The sequence below is a fragment of the Enterobacter wuhouensis genome (assembly GCF_035835995.1).
Classification (GTDB): Bacteria; Pseudomonadota; Gammaproteobacteria; order Enterobacterales; family Enterobacteriaceae; genus Enterobacter; species Enterobacter wuhouensis.
The window spans coordinates 266732-286063 of sequence record NZ_CP142124.1 but is presented as its reverse complement, the minus strand read 5'-3'; the positions used below and the strand labels follow the sequence as shown (position 1 = coordinate 286063).

At 53.2% G+C, this 19332-nt stretch carries 15 protein-coding genes and 5 tRNA genes; 1 reads left to right on the top strand and 19 read right to left on the bottom strand.

Features of this window, described 5'->3' with window-relative positions:
• Positions 1–6: 6 nt before the first annotated feature.
• The 12 genes from rpoB to VPX56_RS01355 all read right to left on the bottom strand — a co-directional run bounded on the left by rpoB (position 7) and on the right by VPX56_RS01355 (position 9772).
• On the bottom strand, positions 7–4035 hold the full coding sequence (gene rpoB, locus VPX56_RS01410) for a DNA-directed RNA polymerase subunit beta (RefSeq protein ID WP_131635895.1): 4029 nt from the start codon (positions 4033–4035) through the stop codon (positions 7–9).
• Between the two features lie 319 nt (positions 4036–4354).
• On the bottom strand, positions 4355–4720 hold the full coding sequence (gene rplL / locus VPX56_RS01405) for a 50S ribosomal protein L7/L12 (protein WP_006176746.1): 366 nt from the start codon (positions 4718–4720) through the stop codon (positions 4355–4357).
• Positions 4721–4786: 66 nt separating this feature from the next.
• Positions 4787–5284: a 50S ribosomal protein L10 gene (rplJ, locus tag VPX56_RS01400; protein WP_001207203.1), complete on the bottom strand. Its 498-nt coding sequence runs from the start codon at positions 5282–5284 to the stop codon at positions 4787–4789.
• A 291-nt stretch (positions 5285–5575) separates the two neighbouring features.
• Positions 5576–6280, bottom strand: coding sequence for a 50S ribosomal protein L1 (rplA, locus tag VPX56_RS01395; RefSeq protein ID WP_006176745.1), 705 nt, complete (start codon positions 6278–6280; stop codon positions 5576–5578).
• Between the two features lie 3 nt (positions 6281–6283).
• Complete coding sequence (gene rplK / locus VPX56_RS01390; RefSeq protein WP_004097640.1) at positions 6284–6712, bottom strand: 50S ribosomal protein L11; 429 nt, start codon at positions 6710–6712, stop codon at positions 6284–6286.
• A 156-nt stretch (positions 6713–6868) separates the two neighbouring features.
• Positions 6869–7414, bottom strand: a complete 546-nt coding sequence (gene nusG, locus VPX56_RS01385; RefSeq protein ID WP_002438628.1) for a transcription termination/antitermination protein NusG — start codon at positions 7412–7414, stop codon at positions 6869–6871.
• 1 nt (position 7415) lies between these two features.
• Positions 7416–7799: a preprotein translocase subunit SecE gene (gene secE / locus VPX56_RS01380; protein ID WP_032644497.1), complete on the bottom strand. Its 384-nt coding sequence runs from the start codon at positions 7797–7799 to the stop codon at positions 7416–7418.
• A 227-nt stretch (positions 7800–8026) separates the two neighbouring features.
• Positions 8027–9211: an elongation factor Tu gene (gene tuf / locus VPX56_RS01375; protein ID WP_326469424.1), complete on the bottom strand. Its 1185-nt coding sequence runs from the start codon at positions 9209–9211 to the stop codon at positions 8027–8029.
• 118 nt (positions 9212–9329) lie between these two features.
• Positions 9330–9405, bottom strand: a tRNA-Thr gene (locus VPX56_RS01370).
• 6 nt (positions 9406–9411) lie between these two features.
• A tRNA-Gly gene (locus tag VPX56_RS01365) sits at positions 9412–9486 on the bottom strand.
• 117 nt (positions 9487–9603) lie between these two features.
• A tRNA-Tyr gene (locus tag VPX56_RS01360) sits at positions 9604–9688 on the bottom strand.
• 8 nt (positions 9689–9696) lie between these two features.
• Positions 9697–9772 (bottom strand) — tRNA-Thr (locus tag VPX56_RS01355).
• A gap of 317 nt (positions 9773–10089) precedes the next feature.
• Between VPX56_RS01355 and coaA the strand changes: the two genes are divergently transcribed.
• On the top strand, positions 10090–11040 hold the full coding sequence (gene coaA / locus VPX56_RS01350) for a type I pantothenate kinase (RefSeq protein WP_131634742.1): 951 nt from the start codon (positions 10090–10092) through the stop codon (positions 11038–11040).
• Positions 11041–11082: 42 nt separating this feature from the next.
• Here coaA and dppF read toward each other — a convergent pair whose 3' ends face one another.
• From dppF to eptB, 7 genes are all read right to left on the bottom strand, one after another.
• Positions 11083–12081: a dipeptide ABC transporter ATP-binding subunit DppF gene (gene dppF, locus VPX56_RS01345; protein ID WP_131634741.1), complete on the bottom strand. Its 999-nt coding sequence runs from the start codon at positions 12079–12081 to the stop codon at positions 11083–11085.
• Positions 12078–13061, bottom strand: coding sequence for a dipeptide ABC transporter ATP-binding protein (gene dppD / locus VPX56_RS01340; RefSeq protein ID WP_131634740.1), 984 nt, complete (start codon positions 13059–13061; stop codon positions 12078–12080). The genes dppF and dppD overlap by 4 nt, the downstream gene beginning before the upstream one ends.
• Before the next feature lie 10 nt (positions 13062–13071).
• Positions 13072–13974, bottom strand: coding sequence for a dipeptide ABC transporter permease DppC (gene dppC, locus VPX56_RS01335; RefSeq protein ID WP_263611085.1), 903 nt, complete (start codon positions 13972–13974; stop codon positions 13072–13074).
• 9 nt (positions 13975–13983) lie between these two features.
• Entirely contained in the window at positions 13984–15003 is a 1020-nt protein-coding gene (gene dppB, locus VPX56_RS01330) for a dipeptide ABC transporter permease DppB (protein WP_063145377.1), read from the bottom strand.
• Positions 15004–15163: 160 nt separating this feature from the next.
• Positions 15164–16771, bottom strand: coding sequence for a dipeptide ABC transporter periplasmic-binding protein DppA (gene dppA, locus VPX56_RS01325; RefSeq protein WP_131634738.1), 1608 nt, complete (start codon positions 16769–16771; stop codon positions 15164–15166).
• Between the two features lie 620 nt (positions 16772–17391).
• Positions 17392–17468, bottom strand: a tRNA-Pro gene (locus VPX56_RS01320).
• 91 nt (positions 17469–17559) lie between these two features.
• Positions 17560–19251: a kdo(2)-lipid A phosphoethanolamine 7''-transferase gene (gene eptB / locus VPX56_RS01315; protein ID WP_131634737.1), complete on the bottom strand. Its 1692-nt coding sequence runs from the start codon at positions 19249–19251 to the stop codon at positions 17560–17562.
• Positions 19252–19332: the final 81 nt, after the last annotated feature.

Below are 19332 nucleotides of genomic sequence, written 5' to 3'. Positions count from 1 at the left end.
CGAGAATTACTCGTCTTCCAGTTCGATGTTGATACCCAGCGAACGAATCTCTTTCAACAGTACGTTGAAGGATTCTGGCATGCCCGGCTCCATCTGATGGTTGCCGTCCACGATGTTTTTATACATCTTAGTACGACCGTTCACGTCATCAGACTTAACGGTGAGCATTTCCTGCAGGGTGTATGCTGCGCCGTATGCTTCCAGCGCCCACACTTCCATCTCCCCGAAGCGCTGACCACCGAACTGTGCCTTACCACCCAGCGGCTGCTGAGTAACCAGGCTGTAAGAACCGGTAGAACGAGCGTGCATCTTGTCATCGACCAGGTGGTTCAGTTTCAGCATGTACATGTAACCTACGGTTACCTGACGCTCAAACTGCTCGCCGGTGCGACCATCAAACAGCGTAATCTGACCAGAAGATGGCAGACCACCCAGTTGCAGCAGCTCTTTAATTTCAGCTTCTTTTGCACCGTCGAATACCGGCGTTGCAATTGGCATACCTTTACGCAGGTTTTCCGCCAGACGCAGAACTTCATCATCGCTGAAGGTGTTCAGATCGACTTTCTGACGAACGTCGGTACCCAGATCGTAGGCACGCTGGATGAATTCGCGCAGTTTCGCGACTTCCTGCTGCTGTTTCAGCATGGCGTTAATCTTGTCGCCAATGCCTTTCGCAGCCATACCCAGGTGAGTTTCCAGGATCTGACCAATGTTCATACGAGACGGTACGCCCAGTGGGTTCAGTACGATATCTACCGGCGTACCGTTAGCATCGTGCGGCATATCTTCGATCGGGTTGATCTTAGAGATAACACCCTTGTTACCGTGACGACCTGCCATCTTATCACCAGGCTGGATCTGACGTTTAACGGCCAGATACACCTTAACAATCTTCAGCACGCCTGGTGCCAAATCGTCGCCCTGAGTGATTTTGCGGCGTTTCGCTTCGAGTTTCTTCTCAAACTCGTGTTTCAGTTCGTCATACTGCTCAGCCAGCTGTTCCAGCTGATTTTGTTTCTCTTCGTCGGTCAGGCCCAGTTCCAGCCAGCGATCGCGTGGCAGTTTGTCGAGCTTCTCAGCTTCAACGCCACCGGCAACCAGCACCGCATAGATACGGCTGAACAGACCCGCTTCGAGGATCTGCAGTTCTTCAGACAGGTCTTTCTTAGCCTGTTTGAGCTGCATCTCTTCGATTTCCAGCGCACGCTTATCTTTCTCAACGCCGTCACGGGTGAAGACCTGAACGTCGATAACCGTACCGGAAACACCGTTTGGTACGCGCAGAGAAGAGTCTTTAACGTCAGACGCTTTCTCACCGAAGATTGCACGCAGCAGCTTCTCTTCTGGCGTCAGCTGGGTTTCACCTTTCGGCGTAACCTTACCAACCAGAATGTCGCCACCGGTCACTTCTGCACCGATGTAAACGATACCGGATTCATCCAGCTTGGAGAGCGCAGCTTCACCCACGTTAGGGATGTCAGCGGTGATCTCTTCTGGCCCCAGCTTGGTGTCACGGGACACACAGGCCAGTTCCTGAATGTGGATGGTGGTGAAACGATCTTCCTGAACCACACGCTCGGAGACGAGGATGGAGTCTTCGAAGTTGTAACCGTTCCACGGCATGAACGCTACGCGCATGTTCTGACCGAGCGCCAGTTCACCGAGGTCGGTGGACGGACCGTCTGCCAGCACGTCGCCGCGCTCAACTGGCTCACCCAGAGATACGCAAGGCATCTGGTTGATACAGGTGTTCTGGTTAGAACGGGTGTATTTGGTCAGGTTGTAGATGTCGATACCCGCTTCGCCCGGATACATCTCGTCTTCGTTAACTTTGATAACGATACGGGATGCGTCGACGTACTGAACGGTACCGCCACGCTTAGCAACTGCAGTAACACCGGAGTCAACGGCAACAGCACGTTCCATACCGGTACCAACCAGCGGCTTATCAGCACGCAGAGTTGGAACGGCCTGACGTTGCATGTTCGCACCCATCAATGCACGGTTGGCGTCATCGTGTTCCAGGAACGGGATCAGGGACGCACCGACGGATACCACCTGCTGGGTGGAAACGTCCATGTAGTCAACCTGGTCGCGGCTGAACAAGCTGGATTCGCCTTTGCTACGGCAGGTAACCAGATCTTCTACAAAGTGGCCTTCGTCATCCAGGTTGGAGTTCGCCTGAGCGATAACGTAGTTGCCTTCTTCGATAGCAGACAGGTAGTGAATTTCGTCAGTTACAACACCGTCGGTCACTTTACGGTACGGGGTCTCGAGGAAACCGTATTCGTTCGTCTGTGCGTACACGGACAGGGAGTTGATCAGACCGATGTTTGGACCTTCAGGCGTTTCGATTGGACATACGCGACCGTAGTGAGTCGGGTGTACGTCTCGAACTTCAAAGCCTGCACGTTCACGGGTCAGACCGCCTGGGCCGAGTGCAGAGATACGACGTTTGTGCGTAATCTCAGACAGCGGGTTGTTCTGGTCCATAAACTGAGACAGCTGGCTTGAACCGAAGAACTCTTTCACTGCTGCAGAAATCGGCTTGGCGTTGATCATATCCTGAGGCATCAGGGTATCCAGATCGCCCAGAGACAGACGCTCTTTCACCGCACGCTCAACACGTACCAGGCCAACGCGGAACTGGTTTTCCGCCATTTCGCCTACGGAACGGATACGACGGTTGCCGAGGTGGTCGATATCGTCCACTTCGCCTTTGCCGTTACGGATATCGATGAGCTTCTTCATCACTTCAATGATGTCGTCTTTGCTCAGGATACCGGAACCTTCGATTTCGTCGCGCAGCAGAGAACGGTTGAACTTCATACGACCAACCGCGGACAGATCGTAGCGGTCTTCGGAGAAGAACAGGTTCTCGAACAGGCTTTCAGCCGCTTCGCGAGTTGGCGGCTCACCAGGGCGCATCATGCGGTAGATTTCTACCAGTGCGCTCAGACGATCGGTCGTTGGGTCGACGCGTACAGTCTCAGAGATGTACGGACCGTGGTCCAGATCGTTGGTGAACAGCGTTTCGATACGTTTGTGGCCAGACTGGCTCAGCTTAGCCAGCAGATCCAGGCTCAGCTCCATGTTCGCCGGGCAGATCAGCTCGCCAGTTGATTCATCAACGTAATCTTTCGCGGATACTTTTCCTGCAATGTATTCAACCGGAACTTCGATGTGTTTGATATCATCTTTTTCCAGCTGACGGATATGGCGCGCAGTGATACGGCGGCCTTTTTCCACATACACTTTGCCGTCGGCTTCGATGTCGAACGATGCGGTCTCACCACGCAGACGTTCCGGCACCAGCTCCATCTGCAGCTTGTTGTCGCGGATCTCAAAGACCACTTTCTCGAAGAACAGATCCAGGATCTGCTCAGTGGTGTATTGCAGCGCACGCAGAATGATGGTTGCAGGCAGCTTACGACGACGGTCGATACGGACAAACAGGTTGTCTTTAGGATCGAACTCGAAGTCCAGCCATGAACCACGGTAAGGAATGATGCGTGCGTTATACAGTACTTTACCGGAAGAGTGTGTTTTACCTTTATCGCTGTCGAAGAAGACGCCCGGGCTACGATGCAGCTGGGAAACGATAACACGCTCAGTACCGTTGATTACGAAAGTACCGTTGTCCGTCATGAGTGGAATTTCACCCATGTAGACTTCTTGTTCTTTAATGTCTTTAACGGTGCCTTCCGGCGCTTCGCGCTCGTAGATCACCAGACGCAGTTTTACGCGCAGCGGTGCGGAATAGGTCACGCCACGGATCTGACATTCCTGAACGTCAAACACCGGTTCGCCAAGGCGGTAGCTGACGTACTGCAGCTCGGAGTTACCGCTGTAGCTCTGAATCGGGAACACGGAGCGGAAGGCTGCTTCCAGACCGTACTGCCCTTCAGGATCTTGCTCGATAAACTTCTGGAACGAGTCAAGCTGGATAGAAAGGAGATATGGAATGTCCAGAACTTGTGGACGTTTACCAAAATCCTTACGAATACGTTTTTTCTCGGTATAGGAGTAAACCATAGGGTTCCTCAGCTCGCTGACAAGTCGACCCATCTGTCCGACGAAGGGACAGTTTGTGCAACACCATTTTGTGGACCGGAAAATTGAATACTTTCCGCAATACCTGTTGCTATCACGCTTAAATCATTTCGTCGCGATTTACACAGAGCGAGCACCCTGTCGCAATATATTAAGTCGTCGATAGAAACATGCATTGTCAGGACAACCAGCAGTCAAACAGTGTGAAATGCTGCTGATGCCTTACAGCGCAAAAAGGCTGGTGACTAAAAAGTCACCAGCCATCAGCCTAATGACTTAGGCTGCAACCAGAAAAGTTGGCTTATTTAACTTCAACTTCAGCGCCAGCTTCTTCCAGAGATTTTTTCAGTGCTTCTGCGTCGTCTTTGCTCACGCCTTCTTTCAGCGCAGCTGGAGCAGATTCTACCAGGTCTTTAGCTTCTTTCAGACCCAGGCCAGTTGCGCCACGTACTGCTTTGATAACAGCAACTTTGTTAGCGCCAGCAGCTTTCAGAATTACGTCGAATTCAGTTTTTTCTTCAGCAGCTTCAGCCGGGCCCGCAGCTACAGCTACAGCAGCAGCAGCAGAAACACCGAATTTTTCTTCCATTGCAGAAATCAGTTCTACAACGTCCATTACGGACATAGCTGCAACTGCTTCAATGATTTGATCTTTAGTGATAGACATTTAAATTGTTCCTGAAAATCAGAATAAGTTTATACGTAAGCGAATGCTTTATAAAGATAACTGCTATTAAGCAGCTTCTTTCGCATCGCGAACAGCAGCCAGAGTGCGAACCAGTTTGCCAGCCGAAGCTTCTTTCATGGTTGCCATCAGGCGTGCAATTGCTTCTTCGTAGGTCGGCAGGGTTGCCAGGCGATCGATTTGCGATGCCGGGATCAACTCACCTTCAAAGGCTGCAGCTTTGACCTCAAATTTTGCATTCGCTTTCGCGAACTCTTTGAACAGACGAGCAGCAGCGCCCGGGTGTTCCATAGAGTATGCAATCAGGGTCGGACCAACAAACGTGTCTTTCAGGCACTCGAACTGAGTACCTTCAACTACGCGACGCAGCAGGGTGTTACGAACAACACGCATGTATACGCCAGCTTCACGACCTGCTTTACGCAGTTCAGTCATTTTGTCTACAGTAACGCCACGGGAATCCGCAACTACTGCAGACAGCGCGCCTTTGGCTACTTCGCTGACTTCAGCAACAATCGCTTGTTTGTCTTGAAGATTTAAAGCCATTAGCTTTGCTCCTGGATGTTTGCCGGAACTCATGTTCCGGAACTCACTTCACTCAACCCAACGGGAAGAGCGTCTTAATACGGTGAGCAGAAACAAGCCAGAGTATTCAAAAAATAATCTTAGCGTTCTGTCACCGTCTACGCAGGGGATTAAGTTTCTTGCGAAACACCTGCGGTCTTCGACGGAGGCCTGGATAGGCCAGGCTCCAACGAACAAATCTTTTAGCCGCTAACTTTCGTTAGCAAACGTGGGGGTAAGATTGTAGACAAAATCACCGCCCACGTAAAGGCATTAGTTTGCAGCAGCGCTCAGGCCAGCCTGGTCAACTGCAACACCTGCACCCATGGTGGTGGAGATGCTAACTTTCTTGATGTACACGCCTTTCGCCTGAGTTGGTTTTGCTTTTTTCAGCGCAACCAGCAGAGATTCCAGGTTTTCTTTCAGTTTGTCAGCGTCAAAGTCCACTTTACCGATGGTGGTGTGGATGATGCCGTTTTTGTCGTTACGATAACGAACCTGACCTGCTTTAGCGTTCTTAACCGCTTCAGCAACGTTAGGGGTTACAGTACCCACTTTCGGGTTTGGCATCAGGCCGCGTGGACCCAGAACCTGGCCCAGCTGGCCAACAACGCGCATTGCATCTGGAGAAGCAATAACAACGTCAAAGTTCATTTCGCCTTTCTTGATCTGATCAGCCAGATCTTCCATACCTACCAGTTCAGCGCCGGCAGCTTTAGCAGCTTCAGCGTTTGCACCCTGAGCAAATACAGCTACGCGAACGGAACGGCCAGTACCGTGTGGCAGTACAGTTGCGCCACGAACGTTCTGATCGGATTTACGCGCGTCGATGCCCAGGTTAACGGCAACGTCAACGCTTTCAACGAACTTAGCAGTTGCCAGTTCTTTCAGCAGAGCGATAGCTTCGTTGATGTCGTACTGTTTGGTCGCATCAACTTTGTCACGGATCACGGACATGCGCTTGGTCAGTTTAGCCATTTCTTAGTCCTCCACTACCAGGCCCATGGAACGTGCAGTACCTTCGATTGAGCGAGTCATCGCTTCAATGTCAGAACCAGTCATGTCGGCAGCTTTGGTCTGCGCGATTTCCTGCAGCTGAGCGCGGGAAATTTTACCCACTTTGTCTTTGTTCGGTTTACCGGAACCAGACTTAATACCAGCCGCTTTCTTCAGCAGAACTGCTGCTGGAGGGGTTTTGGTAACGAAAGTGAAAGAACGGTCAGCGTAAACAGTGATTACGACTGGGATTGGCAGACCTTTTTCCAGGGATTCCGTTTTTGCGTTGAACGCTTTACAGAATTCCATGATGTTCACACCCTGCTGACCCAGAGCTGGACCAACTGGTGGACTTGGGTTCGCCATACCAGCTGCAACCTGCAGCTTGACGTAGGCTTGTACTTTCTTAGCCATTCTAAAATCCTCTGATTGGGTGATAGCGCCTCAGAGAGGCTCCCCGTGAATAAAATTCGTTTTACGGGCCAGAGCCCATAAAAACAAAAGGCGCGAAATTGTATTCCAATCTCGCGCCCTGTGCAACGATTAAATCGCCGCTTTTTTGATCGCAGCTTAGGCTTTTTCGACCTGCGCAAAGTCCAGTTCTACCGGGGTCGCACGACCGAAGATAGAAACGGAAACTTTCAGGCGGGACTTCTCGTAGTCCACTTCTTCAACCACGCCGTTAAAGTCAGCAAACGGACCGTCGCTAACACGAACCATTTCACCCGGTTCAAACAGCGTTTTCGGACGCGGCTTATCACCCACCTGCTGCAGGCGGTTCATGATCGCATCAACTTCTTTATCGCTGATTGGCGCCGGACGGTCGGACGTGCCGCCGATAAAGCCCATCACGCGCGGTACGCTGCGCACCAGGTGCCAGCTCGCGTCGTTCATCACCATCTGAACCAGCACGTAACCCGGGAAGAATTTACGCTCGCTTTTGCGACGCTGGCCGCCACGGATCTCGACCACTTCTTCGGTCGGAACCATCACTTCGCCAAACAACTCTTCCATATTGTGTAATTTGATATGCTCACGCAGCGAAGTCGCTACGCGGCCTTCAAAACCGGAAAACGCCTGAACGACGTACCAACGCTTTTTAGGGGCTTCAGACATCTTAGAACCTCAGGCCAGTAATAAAGGAAACCAGTCGAACCAGAATACCATCCAGTCCCCACAGGATCAGTGACATTACCGCAGTCACTGCAGCCACGATCAGCGTGGTGTGCAATGTTTCCTGGCGAGTCGGCCAAATCACCTTACGGACTTCGGTACGTGCTTCGCGCGCGAAAGCAACGGTTGCTTTACCTTTAGTCGTCAACAGCGCGACACCGCCCGCTGCAGCAATCAGAATCACCACTGCCAGCGCGCGTAGCGGCAGCATCATGTCACGATAAAGATAGTTGCCAACGATTGCCACAATCAGCAGCACGGCAACAGCGATCCACTTCATCGCTTCCAGGCCGCGCCCGCTCCCTTGAGCTTCGGTATTCGCACTCATAAACCAACCTGTCAGAAGAATTCTACAAATAATTTCACCCCGCGATTGCGAGGCGAGCCAAATCGAAACGCTAATCCCTTATGGATTATACGCTCTCTGCAGAGCCTGTCTCAGCAATGATTATGACAAAAATAATCACTGATGAGCCAGGTTCTGATGTGAAAGCGTGCAAAAAGGGCATCAAATGATGCCCTTTTCATGCGCATTGCGTCAAATGTTATCAGCGATTAGCCGAGAACTTTAGCAACAACGCCCGCGCCAACGGTACGGCCGCCTTCACGGATTGCGAAACGCAGACCGTCGTCCATCGCGATTGGGTGGATCAGAGTCACAACCATCTTGATGTTGTCGCCTGGCATTACCATCTCAACGCCTTCTGGCAGTTCGATGGTGCCGGTCACGTCAGTTGTACGGAAGTAGAACTGTGGACGGTAGCCTTTGAAGAACGGAGTATGACGGCCGCCTTCGTCTTTGGACAGGATGTACACTTCAGATTCGAACTTGGTGTGTGGCTTGATTGAGCCTGGCTTCGCCAGAACCTGACCACGTTCGATTTCTTCACGTTTGATACCACGCAGCAGAACACCAACGTTCTCACCAGCACGGCCTTCGTCCAGCAGTTTGCGGAACATTTCAACGCCAGTACAGGTAGACTTAGCAGTGTCTTTGATACCAACGATTTCAACTTCTTCGCCAACTTTGATGATACCGCGCTCTACACGACCGGTAACAACGGTACCACGACCGGAGATGGAGAATACGTCTTCGATTGGCAGCAGGAATGGCTTGTCAATCGCACGCTCTGGTTCTGGGATGTAAGAATCCAGGTAGCCAGCCAGTTCGATGATTTTTGCTTCCCACTCTGCTTCGCCTTCCAGCGCTTTCAGCGCGGAACCACGAACGATCGGAGTGTCGTCGCCTGGGAAATCGTACTGAGACAGCAGTTCACGAACTTCCATCTCTACCAGTTCCAGCAGCTCTTCGTCATCAACCATGTCGCATTTGTTCAGGAACACGATGATGAAAGGAACGCCTACCTGACGACCCAGCAGGATGTGCTCACGGGTCTGAGGCATTGGGCCGTCAGTCGCAGCAACAACCAGGATCGCGCCGTCCATCTGCGCAGCACCGGTGATCATGTTTTTAACATAGTCGGCGTGGCCTGGGCAGTCTACGTGTGCGTAGTGGCGAGTCGGGGTGTCATATTCAACGTGAGACGTGTTGATGGTGATACCACGCGCTTTTTCTTCTGGTGCGTTATCGATCTGGTCGAATGCGCGAGCAGAACCACCGTAGGTTTTAGCCAGTACGGTAGTGATTGCAGCGGTCAGCGTTGTTTTACCATGGTCAACGTGGCCGATAGTACCGACGTTAACGTGCGGTTTTGTACGTTCAAACTTTTCTTTAGACATCGATTGTCCCTCTAAGACACGGATAAATCGGTGATATCACCACATCAACCAGGCGAAATGCCTGAACTGTTGAATACATTTAAATTGAAACAGAGAGAAACGGGAGGGAGAAGTGAAGTGGTGCTGATACCCAGAGTCGAACTGGGGACCTCACCCTTACCAAGGGTGCGCTCTACCAACTGAGCCATATCAGCACGTATTGGAGCGGGCAGCGGGAATCGAACCCGCATCATCAGCTTGGAAGGCTGAGGTAATAGCCATTATACGATGCCCGCATCCTGAAACTCGGCTACCCAGTTCTTTCTGTAACAAAAAAAGAGATTTCTCTCTTTTTATGTTCGAGCTGGTCGATTTTTCCAACCAACTCCGGCGGCGTTAACGCTGCCAGAAAGTGGTGGTGGGGGAAGGATTCGAACCTTCGAAGTCTGTGACGGCAGATTTACAGTCTGCTCCCTTTGGCCGCTCGGGAACCCCACCGGACTTGATGGTGCCGACTACCGGAATCGAACTGGTGACCTACTGATTACAAGTCAGTTGCTCTACCTACTGAGCTAAGTCGGCATCAAGTAGCGCGCATTCTATGGAGACATGCGCAGTCATGCAACTAAAAAATTGCATAAAACGTTCTTTCGCTCACATTTTATGCGAAAGAAGCGCTGAGTGCTGTAAAAACAGTCATGCACGGTCAAATATGCAGCAAGAACAGGCGATTTACCTCGTCAATGCGCTAGCGTGACGGCTCCCGCGTAAGCATCGCTTGCCCATATTTTTTCTTATTATTCCTGTCATCTGGTGTTAACCTCCTGCCCATTGTCCAAAATTAACTATGTGATGAGCCACGGCGGGCGGTTTTGTCGATGACTCACAGAAGCATGCTTATGAGCAAAAAAGAGCAAACGTTAATGACGCCTTATCTTCAGTTTAACCGCAGCCAGTGGGCTGCTCTGCGTGACTCCGTCCCGATGACGCTGACGGAAGGTGAAATCGCACGGTTAAAAGGGATAAATGAAGATCTCTCGCTGGAAGAAGTGGCAGAAATTTATTTGCCCCTCTCTCGCTTGCTTAACTTCTATATCAGTTCCAACCTGCGCCGCCAGGCCGTACTGGAGCAGTTTCTCGGCACTAACGGCCAGCGCATTCCTTATATCATCAGTATTGCAGGCAGCGTGGCGGTGGGCAAAAGCACGACCGCGCGCGTGCTGCAGGCGCTGCTGAGCCGCTGGCCGGAGCACCGCAGCGTTGAGCTGATCACCACCGACGGCTTTCTGCATCCGAACGAAGTATTAAAAGAACGCGGCCTGATGAAGAAGAAAGGCTTCCCTCTTTCTTATGATATGCATCGGCTGGTGAAGTTCGTCTCTGATCTGAAGTCAGGTGCGCCTAACGTTACCGCACCGGTTTACTCACACCTGATTTACGACCGCATCCCGGACGGGGATAAAACGGTGGTGCAGCCGGACATTCTGATTCTGGAAGGATTAAACGTTCTGCAAAGCGGAATGGATTATCCACACGATCCTCATCACGTGTTCGTCTCCGACTTCGTCGATTTCTCTATATATGTCGATGCGCCGGAAGATTTACTGCAAAGCTGGTATATCAACCGCTTCCTCAAGTTCCGCGAAGGGGCGTTCACCGATCCTGATTCTTATTTCCATAACTATGCCCAGCTCTCTGAAGAAGAAGCCGTTAACGTGGCGACAGGGCTATGGAATGAGATCAATTACGTCAACCTCAAAGAGAACATTCTGCCGACGCGCGAGCGCGCGAGCCTGATCCTCACCAAAAGTGAGAAACACGCCGTCGACCAGATTCGTTTGAGGAAGTAATCAAGCAGATAAAAAAAACCGGCTCAGCGCCGGTTTTTTTGTTTATGCATGCGGCTTTTCGCCGTTTTCATCCTGGTCGACTGCGAAGCAGGCCACCAGCTGTCCGCCGTAATCCTTGAGCTGCGGCTGCAGCTGCGTGCATGGGCCAAAACGACGACGGCAGCGGGCGTTGAACGCACATCCCGGAGGCGGATTCAGCGGGCTTGGCAGCTCGCCGGTCAGCTTGATACGCTCGCGACGGTCGTCCGGGTTCAGGCGAGGCGTCGCGGAGAGCAGCGCCTGGGTGTACGGGTGACGAGGGTTATTGAAGATCTGGTCTTTCGTCCCCTTCTCCACGCAGCGGCCCAAATACATCACCATCACTTCATCAGCAATGTGCTCCACCACCGACAGATCGTGGGAAATAAACACGTACGACAGCCCCAGATCCTGCTGCAGATCCATCATCAGGTTCAACACCTGCGCGCGAACGGAAACGTCGAGCGCAGAGACCGGCTCGTCGGCAATCACCACGTCCGGGTCGAGCATTAGGCCGCGGGCGATTGCAATACGCTGGCGCTGGCCGCCGGAGAACATGTGCGGATAGCGATCGTAATGCTCGGTTTTCAGGCCAACTTTCGCCATCATCGCCAGCGCTTTTTCACGGCGCTGCTCTTTGCTCAGATTGCTGTTAATCAGCAGCGGCTCTTCCAGAATCTGCCCCACTTTTTTGCGCGGGTTCAGTGAACCGTACGGGTTCTGGAACACAATCTGGATTTTTTGGCGACGCAGCTTCTGCGCCTGCGGATCGTGCTTGAGCAGATCCTGGCCCTGATAGTAAAGCTCGCCGCCGGTTGGCACTTCAATCATCGTCAGCAGACGGCCCAGCGTGGATTTCCCACAGCCGGACTCCCCTACCACCGCCAGCGTTTTACCGCGCTCAAGCGTAAAGGAGACGCCGTCCAGCGCTTTCACCAGGCGCTCCTGGGCAAACAGCCCCTTCTTCACCGGATAGTGTTTTTTCAGGTCGATGGCCTGCAACAGCAGTTGTTGCGTACTCATAGTGTTGGCCTCCCGGCATCATCGAGTGGGTAGTGGCATTTGGACTGACGACCGTCCGCTAACAGGTTCAGCTCCGGTTCTTCTGCGCGGCATTTGTCCGTCGCATACGGGCAGCGCGGGTTAAGCAGACAGCCCTGCGGACGGTCATATTTACCCGGCACGACGCCCGGCAGCGACGCCAGACGCGCTTTGTCCTGCGCAAACTCAGGCAGCGCGCGCAGCAGTGCCTGGGTATACGGATGACGCGGCGCGCGGAAGATGTCGTGCGAGCTTCCGGTTTCCACTACCTGCCCTGCATACATCACGATGATTTTGTGTGCCGCTTCGGCCACCAGCGCCAGGTCGTGCGTAATCAGCACCAGCGCCATATTCTCTTTCTGCTGCAGTTCCAGCAGCAGCTCGATGATTTGCGCCTGAATGGTGACGTCCAGCGCGGTTGTCGGTTCGTCCGCAATCAGCAGCTTTGGTCGACAGGCAATCGCCATTGCGATCATCACGCGCTGGCTCATCCCGCCCGACAGCTGGTGCGGGTAAACGTCCAGACGCGATGCCGGATCGGGAATACCCACCTGCGTCAGCAGATCGATAGCGCGCTGGCGACGAGTTTGCTTGTTACCGCCCTGATGCACCTTAATCGCTTCCATAATCTGGAAACCGACCGTATAGCAGGGGTTCAGGCTGGTCATTGGGTCCTGGAAGATCATCGCCACTTCCGCGCCGACCAGCTGGCGGCGCTGCTTCTCGGAAATACGCTGCAGATCCTGACCGTTGAATTCCAGGCTTTCCGCCATTACGCGTCCTGGATAATCAATTAGCCCCATGATCGCCAGCGAGCTGACTGACTTACCGGAACCGGACTCCCCTACGATGCCAACCACTTCGCCCTGATTTACGCTGTAGCTAATGCGGTCCACGGCGCGAAACGGTGTGCCTTCGTCACCGAAGTGCACCGATAATTTATCAACATTTAATAACGCCATCTCGTGCCTCTTACTGCTTCAGTTTGGGATCAAGTGCATCACGCAGACCATCACCCATCAGGTTAAATGCCAGCACCGTCAGCAGAATCGCCAGACCCGGGAAGGTGACGACCCACCAGGCGCTTTGCGCGAACTGCAACACGTCGGAGAGCATGGTGCCCCACTCCGGTGTTGGCGGCTGCGCACCCATGCCAAGGAAGCCAAGAGCGGCCATATCGAGAATGGCGTTTGAGAAACCGAGCGATGCCTGAACAATCAGCGGCGCAAGGCAGTTAGGAAGAATATTGACGAACATCTGGCGCATTGCACCGGCGCCCGCCACGCGGGAAGCGGTCACGTAGTCGCGGTTCACCTCGACCAGCACGGCCGCACGGGTTAATCGGACGTAGTGCGGCAGCGCAACGAACGTCAGCGCGAGCGCGGCATTGCCTATCGAAGGTCCAAAGACCGCGACAAGCACCAGCGCAAGCAGCAGGCTTGGCAGCGCCAGCATGATGTCGACGATACGCATAATGACGTTATCAACGACGCCGCCGAAGTAGCCCGCCACCAGACCGAGCACCACGCCCATGATCAGCGACAGCACAACAACGAGACAGCCCACCAGCAGCGACAGACGCGCACCGTACATCAGGCGCGACAGCACGTCGCGACCCACGTCATCGGTACCCAGCAGGTGCGCAAAACTGCCCCCTTCCTGCCAGAACGGCGGTGCCAGCAGTGAATCACGGAACTGATCCGCCGGGTTGTACGGCGCAAGCACGTTAGCGAACACCGCAATCAGGATCATGATGGTGACATACACCAGCCCTACGACCGCGCCTTTATTGCGCTTGAAATAGTGCCAGAACTCCTGCAGCGGCGTCATGGGTACCGGTGCAGCGACCACTTTATTTTGAGTAACTTGTGACATGATGGCCCCTTACTTCTTATGACGAATACGCGGGTTCACCACGCCGTACAGCAAATCGACCAGCAGGTTGACGAGGATAATCATCGTCGCGACCAGCAGTACACCGCCCTGCACAACCGGATAGTCACGGCGCTGCAGTGCATCAATCAGCCAGCGTCCAAGGCCCGGCCAGGAGAAGATGGTTTCCGTCAGGATCGCCCCTGCCAGCAACGTTCCCACCTGCAGGCCGATAACGGTCACCACCGGCAGCATGGCGTTACGCAGAGCATGAACGATGATCACGCGCATACGGGTTAACCCTTTGGCACGCGCGGTACGGATGTAGTCTTCGCCCAACACTTCCAGCATCGACGAACGGGTCATACGCACGATCACCGCCAGAGGAATGGTGCCCAGCACCATCGCAGGCAGGATCATGTGCGCGACGGCATCAATGAAGTTGCCCTCTTCGCCCCAGATGGCCGTGTCGATCAGCATAAAGCCGGTCAACGGATTGGTATCGTCGAGGAAGACCATGTCGCTGACGCGTCCGGAGACCGGCGTCAGGTTCCATTGCACCGAAACCAGCATAATCAGCATCATGCCCCACCAGAAGATAGGCATGGAGTAGCCGGTCAGCGCCAGGCCAACGGCGGTATGATCGAAGATAGAACCACGCTTAACGGCAGCCAGCACCCCTACAGGGATACCCACCGCAGTGGCAAAAATCATGGCGCAGACGCCCAGTTCCAGCGTCGCTTTAAAACGCGGCACGAACTCGTCCCACACCGGGAGACGGCTTTTGAGTGAAATCCCTAAGTCGCCGTGCAGGACACCCCAGATATAGTGGAGGTATTGCTGCCACATCGGCTTATCGAGGCCGAGCTCTGCCAGCAGCTGCGCATGACGCTCAGGGGAGATACCACGCTCGCCCGCCATAATCATTACCGGGTCGCCGGGGATCATATGGACGAAGGCAAAAGTGAGAAGGGTGATACCGATAAACGTGGGGATAACAAGCCCCAGACGTCGGAGGATGAACTGCAACATAACCCGGATTCTCTCTGAAGACGCACGACAGTGGCGTGACGTCTGTATTGCTCACAAATGTAAATTCCCTCTCCCCGTGGGAGAGGGTTAGGGTGAGGGGATGCATGCAAGACCCTCACCCCTGCCCTCTCCCAAAGGGAGAGGGAGAACACCCTACTTATTATTCAACCGATACGTTTTCGAAGTGGTGTTTGCCCAGCGGATCAACCACGTAGCCCTTCACTTCTTTACGCACTGGCTCGTACACGGTGGAGTGAGCAACAATCAGCGCCGGAGCCTGATCGTGCATAACAACCTGAGCCTGCTTGTACAATTCAATACGTTTGTTGTGATCGTCGGTCGCACGCGCCGGCTGGATCAGGTCTTCAAACGGCTTGTAGCACCAGCGAGAGTAGTTGGAACCGTCTTTCGCTGCCGCACAGCTGAACAGGGTGGCGAAAAAGTTGTCCGGGTCCCCGTTGTCGCCGGTCCAGCCCATCATCACCGCCTGGTGCTCACCCGCTTTGGCGCGCTTCAGGTACTCGCCCCACTCGTAGGTCACAATCTTGGCCTGAACGCCGATCTTCGCCCAGTCAGCCTGAACCATTTCCGCCATGCGACGTGCGTTCGGGTTGTACGGACGTTGAACAGGCATCGCCCACAGCTCAACGGTAAAGCCTTTATCCTGGCCTGCTTCCTTCAGCAGCGCTTTCGCTTTCTCAGGATCGTAGGTGTAGTCCTTAATGTCGTCGTTATAGCCCCACATGGTTGGTGGGATCAGGTTCTTGGCGGCTACGCCTGCACCCTGATAAACGGCTTTGATGATCGCTTCTTTGTTCACCGCGTAGGTCAGCGCCTGACGCACTTTCACGTCATCAAACGGTTTCTTCTCGGTGTTGAAGGAGAGATAGCCCACGTTCAGGCCAGCCTGCTCCAGCAGGTTGATGTTTTTGTCCTGCTTCATGCGAGCAATATCAGCCGGGTTCGGGTACGGCATCACCTGGCATTCATTCTTCTGCAGCTTAGCGTAACGTACGGAGGCGTCAGGGGTGATAGAGAACACCAGGCGGTCGATCTTCGGCTTGGTGCCCCAGTAACCTTCAAACGCTTTGTACAGAATGCGGGAATCTTTCTGGTACTGCAGCAGCTGGAACGGGCCGGTACCAATTGGGTTCAGATCCACTTTTTCCGGCGTGCCGGCTTTCAGCATGTTGTCCGCATATTCTTTAGAGAGAATAGAGGCGAAGTCCATTGCCAGGTCAGCAAGGAATGGCGCTTCCGGGCGAGACAGCACGAACTGAACGGTGTTGTCGTCCACTTTCTTCACTTCAGCGATCAGGTCTGGCAGGCCCATCCCCTCGAAGTATTCATAGCTGCCGCCAGACACTTTATGGTACGGGTTCTGAGCGTTTTTCTGACGGTCGAAGGAGAACACAACGTCGTCGGCGTTAAAGTCGCGCGTTGGTTTGAATTCTTTGCTGTCCTGCCACTTCACGCCCTGGCGCAGGTGGAAGGTATAGGTTTTGCCGTCTTCGCTGACGTCCCACTTCTCTGCCAGGCCCGGAATCACTTCCGTGGTACCGGTTTTGAATTCAACCAGACGGTTATAGATAGGTACAGAGCTTGCGTCGTACGTTGTACCAGAGGTAAAGAGCTGTGGGTTAAAGCCTTCCGGCGAGCCTTCAGAACAGTAAACCAGGGTTTTTGCCTGTACGCTTGCTGCCACGGTCATAGCCACCAGGCTCAGACCAAGCTTCAGCATCCCTGACTTCTTCAAGGAAATACTCATTATTCTGCTCCAATGTGATGTTTTGCTTTGTTGTGTTACGCCGCCTGACCTTTATTTATTTTTTACCCGGTCTGGTCGGTGATGCCCGAAGGCGTTAAAGGGATGGAGAATCCTTTCAGAAGAGCGTTTGAGTTGCAGCGCAGATCGTCCCTGAAATGCCCCTCGTGCCCTACAATCTGTCAACAGAATGTGAAAACGTCAATACAGGTGACGGGGATTTACGCGGAGTGTGAGAAACCGCAAACAAAGATTAAAAAAACCTACAGCGGCAGTTTTCAGCAGGGAAATTTATGCTACTCGTTATCTTGCAGCACAAATATCTTCATATTTCGCAACATCCAGTGATTAACTTTTATTCAGAACGGGTAAATTTTCTTGCAGAATGGTGATTATCTGAGCACTAAATTCCGCGAACGTTAAAACGCACAGCGAAAAATGCTGAGGTTATCCATAAGCAACGCGAAAAAAGATCAATCCATATATAAAAAAATACAATGGATAATGTCACAAAATCGTTAACAGGCAGGGTGAAGCAGGGCTAAGGGGCATTTTGATGAATCGGGTTGGCTAACGCCATAATGCAAAAAGGGCTAACCTTGCGGTTAGCCCTTTTTTAAATGTGGTCGGCGAGAGAGGATTCGAACCTCCGACCCACTGGTCCCAAACCAGTTGCGCTACCAAGCTGCGCTACTCGCCGAATGCGGAGCGCATCTTACTGCTGCGGTGCGCACCCGTCAATCCCTTAATTTAAAAAAGCCATTCAACTGGCGATATTCTCGCCAGAGTCCTTACTGGGCGGCTTTCGTGGCGTTTGCGGGAAGCTTACACCAGTTGTTATTTTCGTTAATGCCACCGTCTGGCGACGTGTAGCCCAGGCATCCCATAATGGTGTCGTACAGTTCTACGTGGCGACGCGGTACCTTCATTTCCGCCTCTTTTTTCAGGTGAGCAAACATCTGTGCTTTCTCCGGATCTTCCAGGTACTTGTCAGACATCCACACCATCATCGGGACGCGGAACTGCTCTGGCGGCGCCATCTTGCGCGGCGTACCGTGCAGGTGCTCAAATTCGTTGATAGATTCACCGTGGTCCGCAGCATAAAACACAATCGCTTTCTTATCGCGAACCTGGTCAATCACCGTATCGATAAAGTGGTCAACGTAGGTGACGGAGTTATCGTAGGAGTTAATCAGCTGCTCTTTGGTACAGTCTTTATCCACGCCCACGCACTCTGGCGTCCATTTGGCGAAGCTGCGCGGATAGCGCTGGGTGTAGTTAAAGTGGGACCCTTTGGTATGCAGGATGATCATGTGCTTACCGTCCGGATTACCGTTCAATGAGTTCTTCATCTCATCAATCAGCAGCATGTCATCAACCGCCTTGCCACGGTTACGCGGCTCAGCGCCAATCTGCTCGCGGTAGGAGATATTCTGCGCCATGGTGTTGCTGTAGAACCACATCTCGCTTTGCATCGCATAGAGGTCGGAGGTAAAGCCGAGCTGATGGAGCACAGAGAATACGTTCTGCTCTTTCAGGGTGCGCTGCGGGTTATCGCTCGCCCCGCCTTCGCGGACGAACATACAGCGCAGCGAGAGCTTCGTCGCCGTATCGCAGGAGTAGCCGCGATAGGCAATCAGGTTTTTCTCCTGTGCCAGCTTCGGCGTGGTATCACGGTCATAGCCCAGAATGCCCATGTGATCCCAGCGGGTGGTTTCACCGATGATAAAGACAACGTAGGTGTCATCGATATCTTTCGGCGCGGTATAGGTAAATTTCTTCGCCGGATTCATCAGCGATTTATTGTCTGAAGATTCATCCACCTGCGCCCACGCATACAGCCCCAGCGCGGAGATCCAGTTCGATGGCAGGTAAGAGTTTGCCACCACGCCGCCGTAGCTTGGCATATCAACGCCAGAGGTGCGTTCATCGTACTTCTGCTTCACATCCAGCAGGCGAATTGGCCCCCAGACCATCAGCCCGGCCAGCAGCACAATCGCGACGCTCCTGAAGCGTTTACCCGGCGTGCGGATCTGGTGTACCAGCGTGTAGCGGCAGCGGTTGCTCCAGATGAGCAGCAGCGGCAAGGCGCTCACCGCCACCAGCCAGAGAATAAAGTGCAGGCCCACGACCTCTTTGGAGAGATCGATATCCGTGGTCATCACTGAGGCAATAATGCCGTAGCCAATCACCACGTTCATAAAGGTCATGTAATAGCTGGCCCCCGCCGAGCACAGCACGATAAACGTTGCCAGCACTCGCCACACGCGGCGGCCAAACAGAGTAAGAATACGGAGTAAAAAGAAGGTGACCAGTACCGCAGCGACCAATTCGACAACCGCTGCAATTCCTTTCCAGGCGGTAAAATCTTGCGCGTAACCGTCAAACCGACGGATAAAGACTGCGCCATTCATAAACAGGCCGATGTACAACGCCAGCAAAAAGCAGAGCTTTTGTTGCGCCATCGATTTAATGTATTTCATGCAAGCTACCCGGAAAAAGGGATGGTATTGCTGTTCACTTTTGAACTGAAAGGTGAACAGATTGAAGAATCGCTATGGGAG

Excerpts from the sequence above, each read along its gene's own strand:
- rpoB (WP_131635895.1), bottom strand. The coding sequence starts at position 4,035 with ATGGTTTACTCCTATACCGAGAAAAAACGTATTCGTAAGGATTTTGGT.
- rplL (WP_006176746.1), bottom strand. The coding sequence starts at position 4,720 with ATGTCTATCACTAAAGATCAAATCATTGAAGCAGTTGCAGCTATGTCC.
- rplJ (WP_001207203.1), bottom strand. The coding sequence starts at position 5,284 with ATGGCTTTAAATCTTCAAGACAAACAAGCGATTGTTGCTGAAGTCAGC.
- rplA (WP_006176745.1), bottom strand. The coding sequence starts at position 6,280 with ATGGCTAAACTGACCAAGCGCATGTCCGTGATCCGTGACAAAGTTGAT.
- rplK (WP_004097640.1), bottom strand. The coding sequence starts at position 6,712 with ATGGCTAAGAAAGTACAAGCCTACGTCAAGCTGCAGGTTGCAGCTGGT.
- nusG (WP_002438628.1), bottom strand. The coding sequence starts at position 7,414 with ATGTCTGAAGCCCCTAAAAAGCGTTGGTACGTCGTTCAGGCGTTTTCC.
- secE (WP_032644497.1), bottom strand. The coding sequence starts at position 7,799 with ATGAGTGCGAATACCGAAGCTCAAGGGAGCGGGCGCGGCCTGGAAGCG.
- tuf (WP_326469424.1), bottom strand. The coding sequence starts at position 9,211 with ATGTCTAAAGAAAAGTTTGAACGTACAAAACCGCACGTTAACGTCGGT.
- coaA (WP_131634742.1), top strand. The coding sequence starts at position 10,090 with ATGAGCAAAAAAGAGCAAACGTTAATGACGCCTTATCTTCAGTTTAAC.
- dppF (WP_131634741.1), bottom strand. The coding sequence starts at position 12,081 with ATGAGTACGCAACAACTGCTGTTGCAGGCCATCGACCTGAAAAAACAC.
- dppD (WP_131634740.1), bottom strand. The coding sequence starts at position 13,061 with ATGGCGTTATTAAATGTTGATAAATTATCGGTGCACTTCGGTGACGAA.
- dppC (WP_263611085.1), bottom strand. The coding sequence starts at position 13,974 with ATGTCACAAGTTACTCAAAATAAAGTGGTCGCTGCACCGGTACCCATG.
- dppB (WP_063145377.1), bottom strand. The coding sequence starts at position 15,003 with ATGTTGCAGTTCATCCTCCGACGTCTGGGGCTTGTTATCCCCACGTTT.
- dppA (WP_131634738.1), bottom strand. The coding sequence starts at position 16,771 with ATGAGTATTTCCTTGAAGAAGTCAGGGATGCTGAAGCTTGGTCTGAGC.
- eptB (WP_131634737.1), bottom strand. The coding sequence starts at position 19,251 with ATGAAATACATTAAATCGATGGCGCAACAAAAGCTCTGCTTTTTGCTG.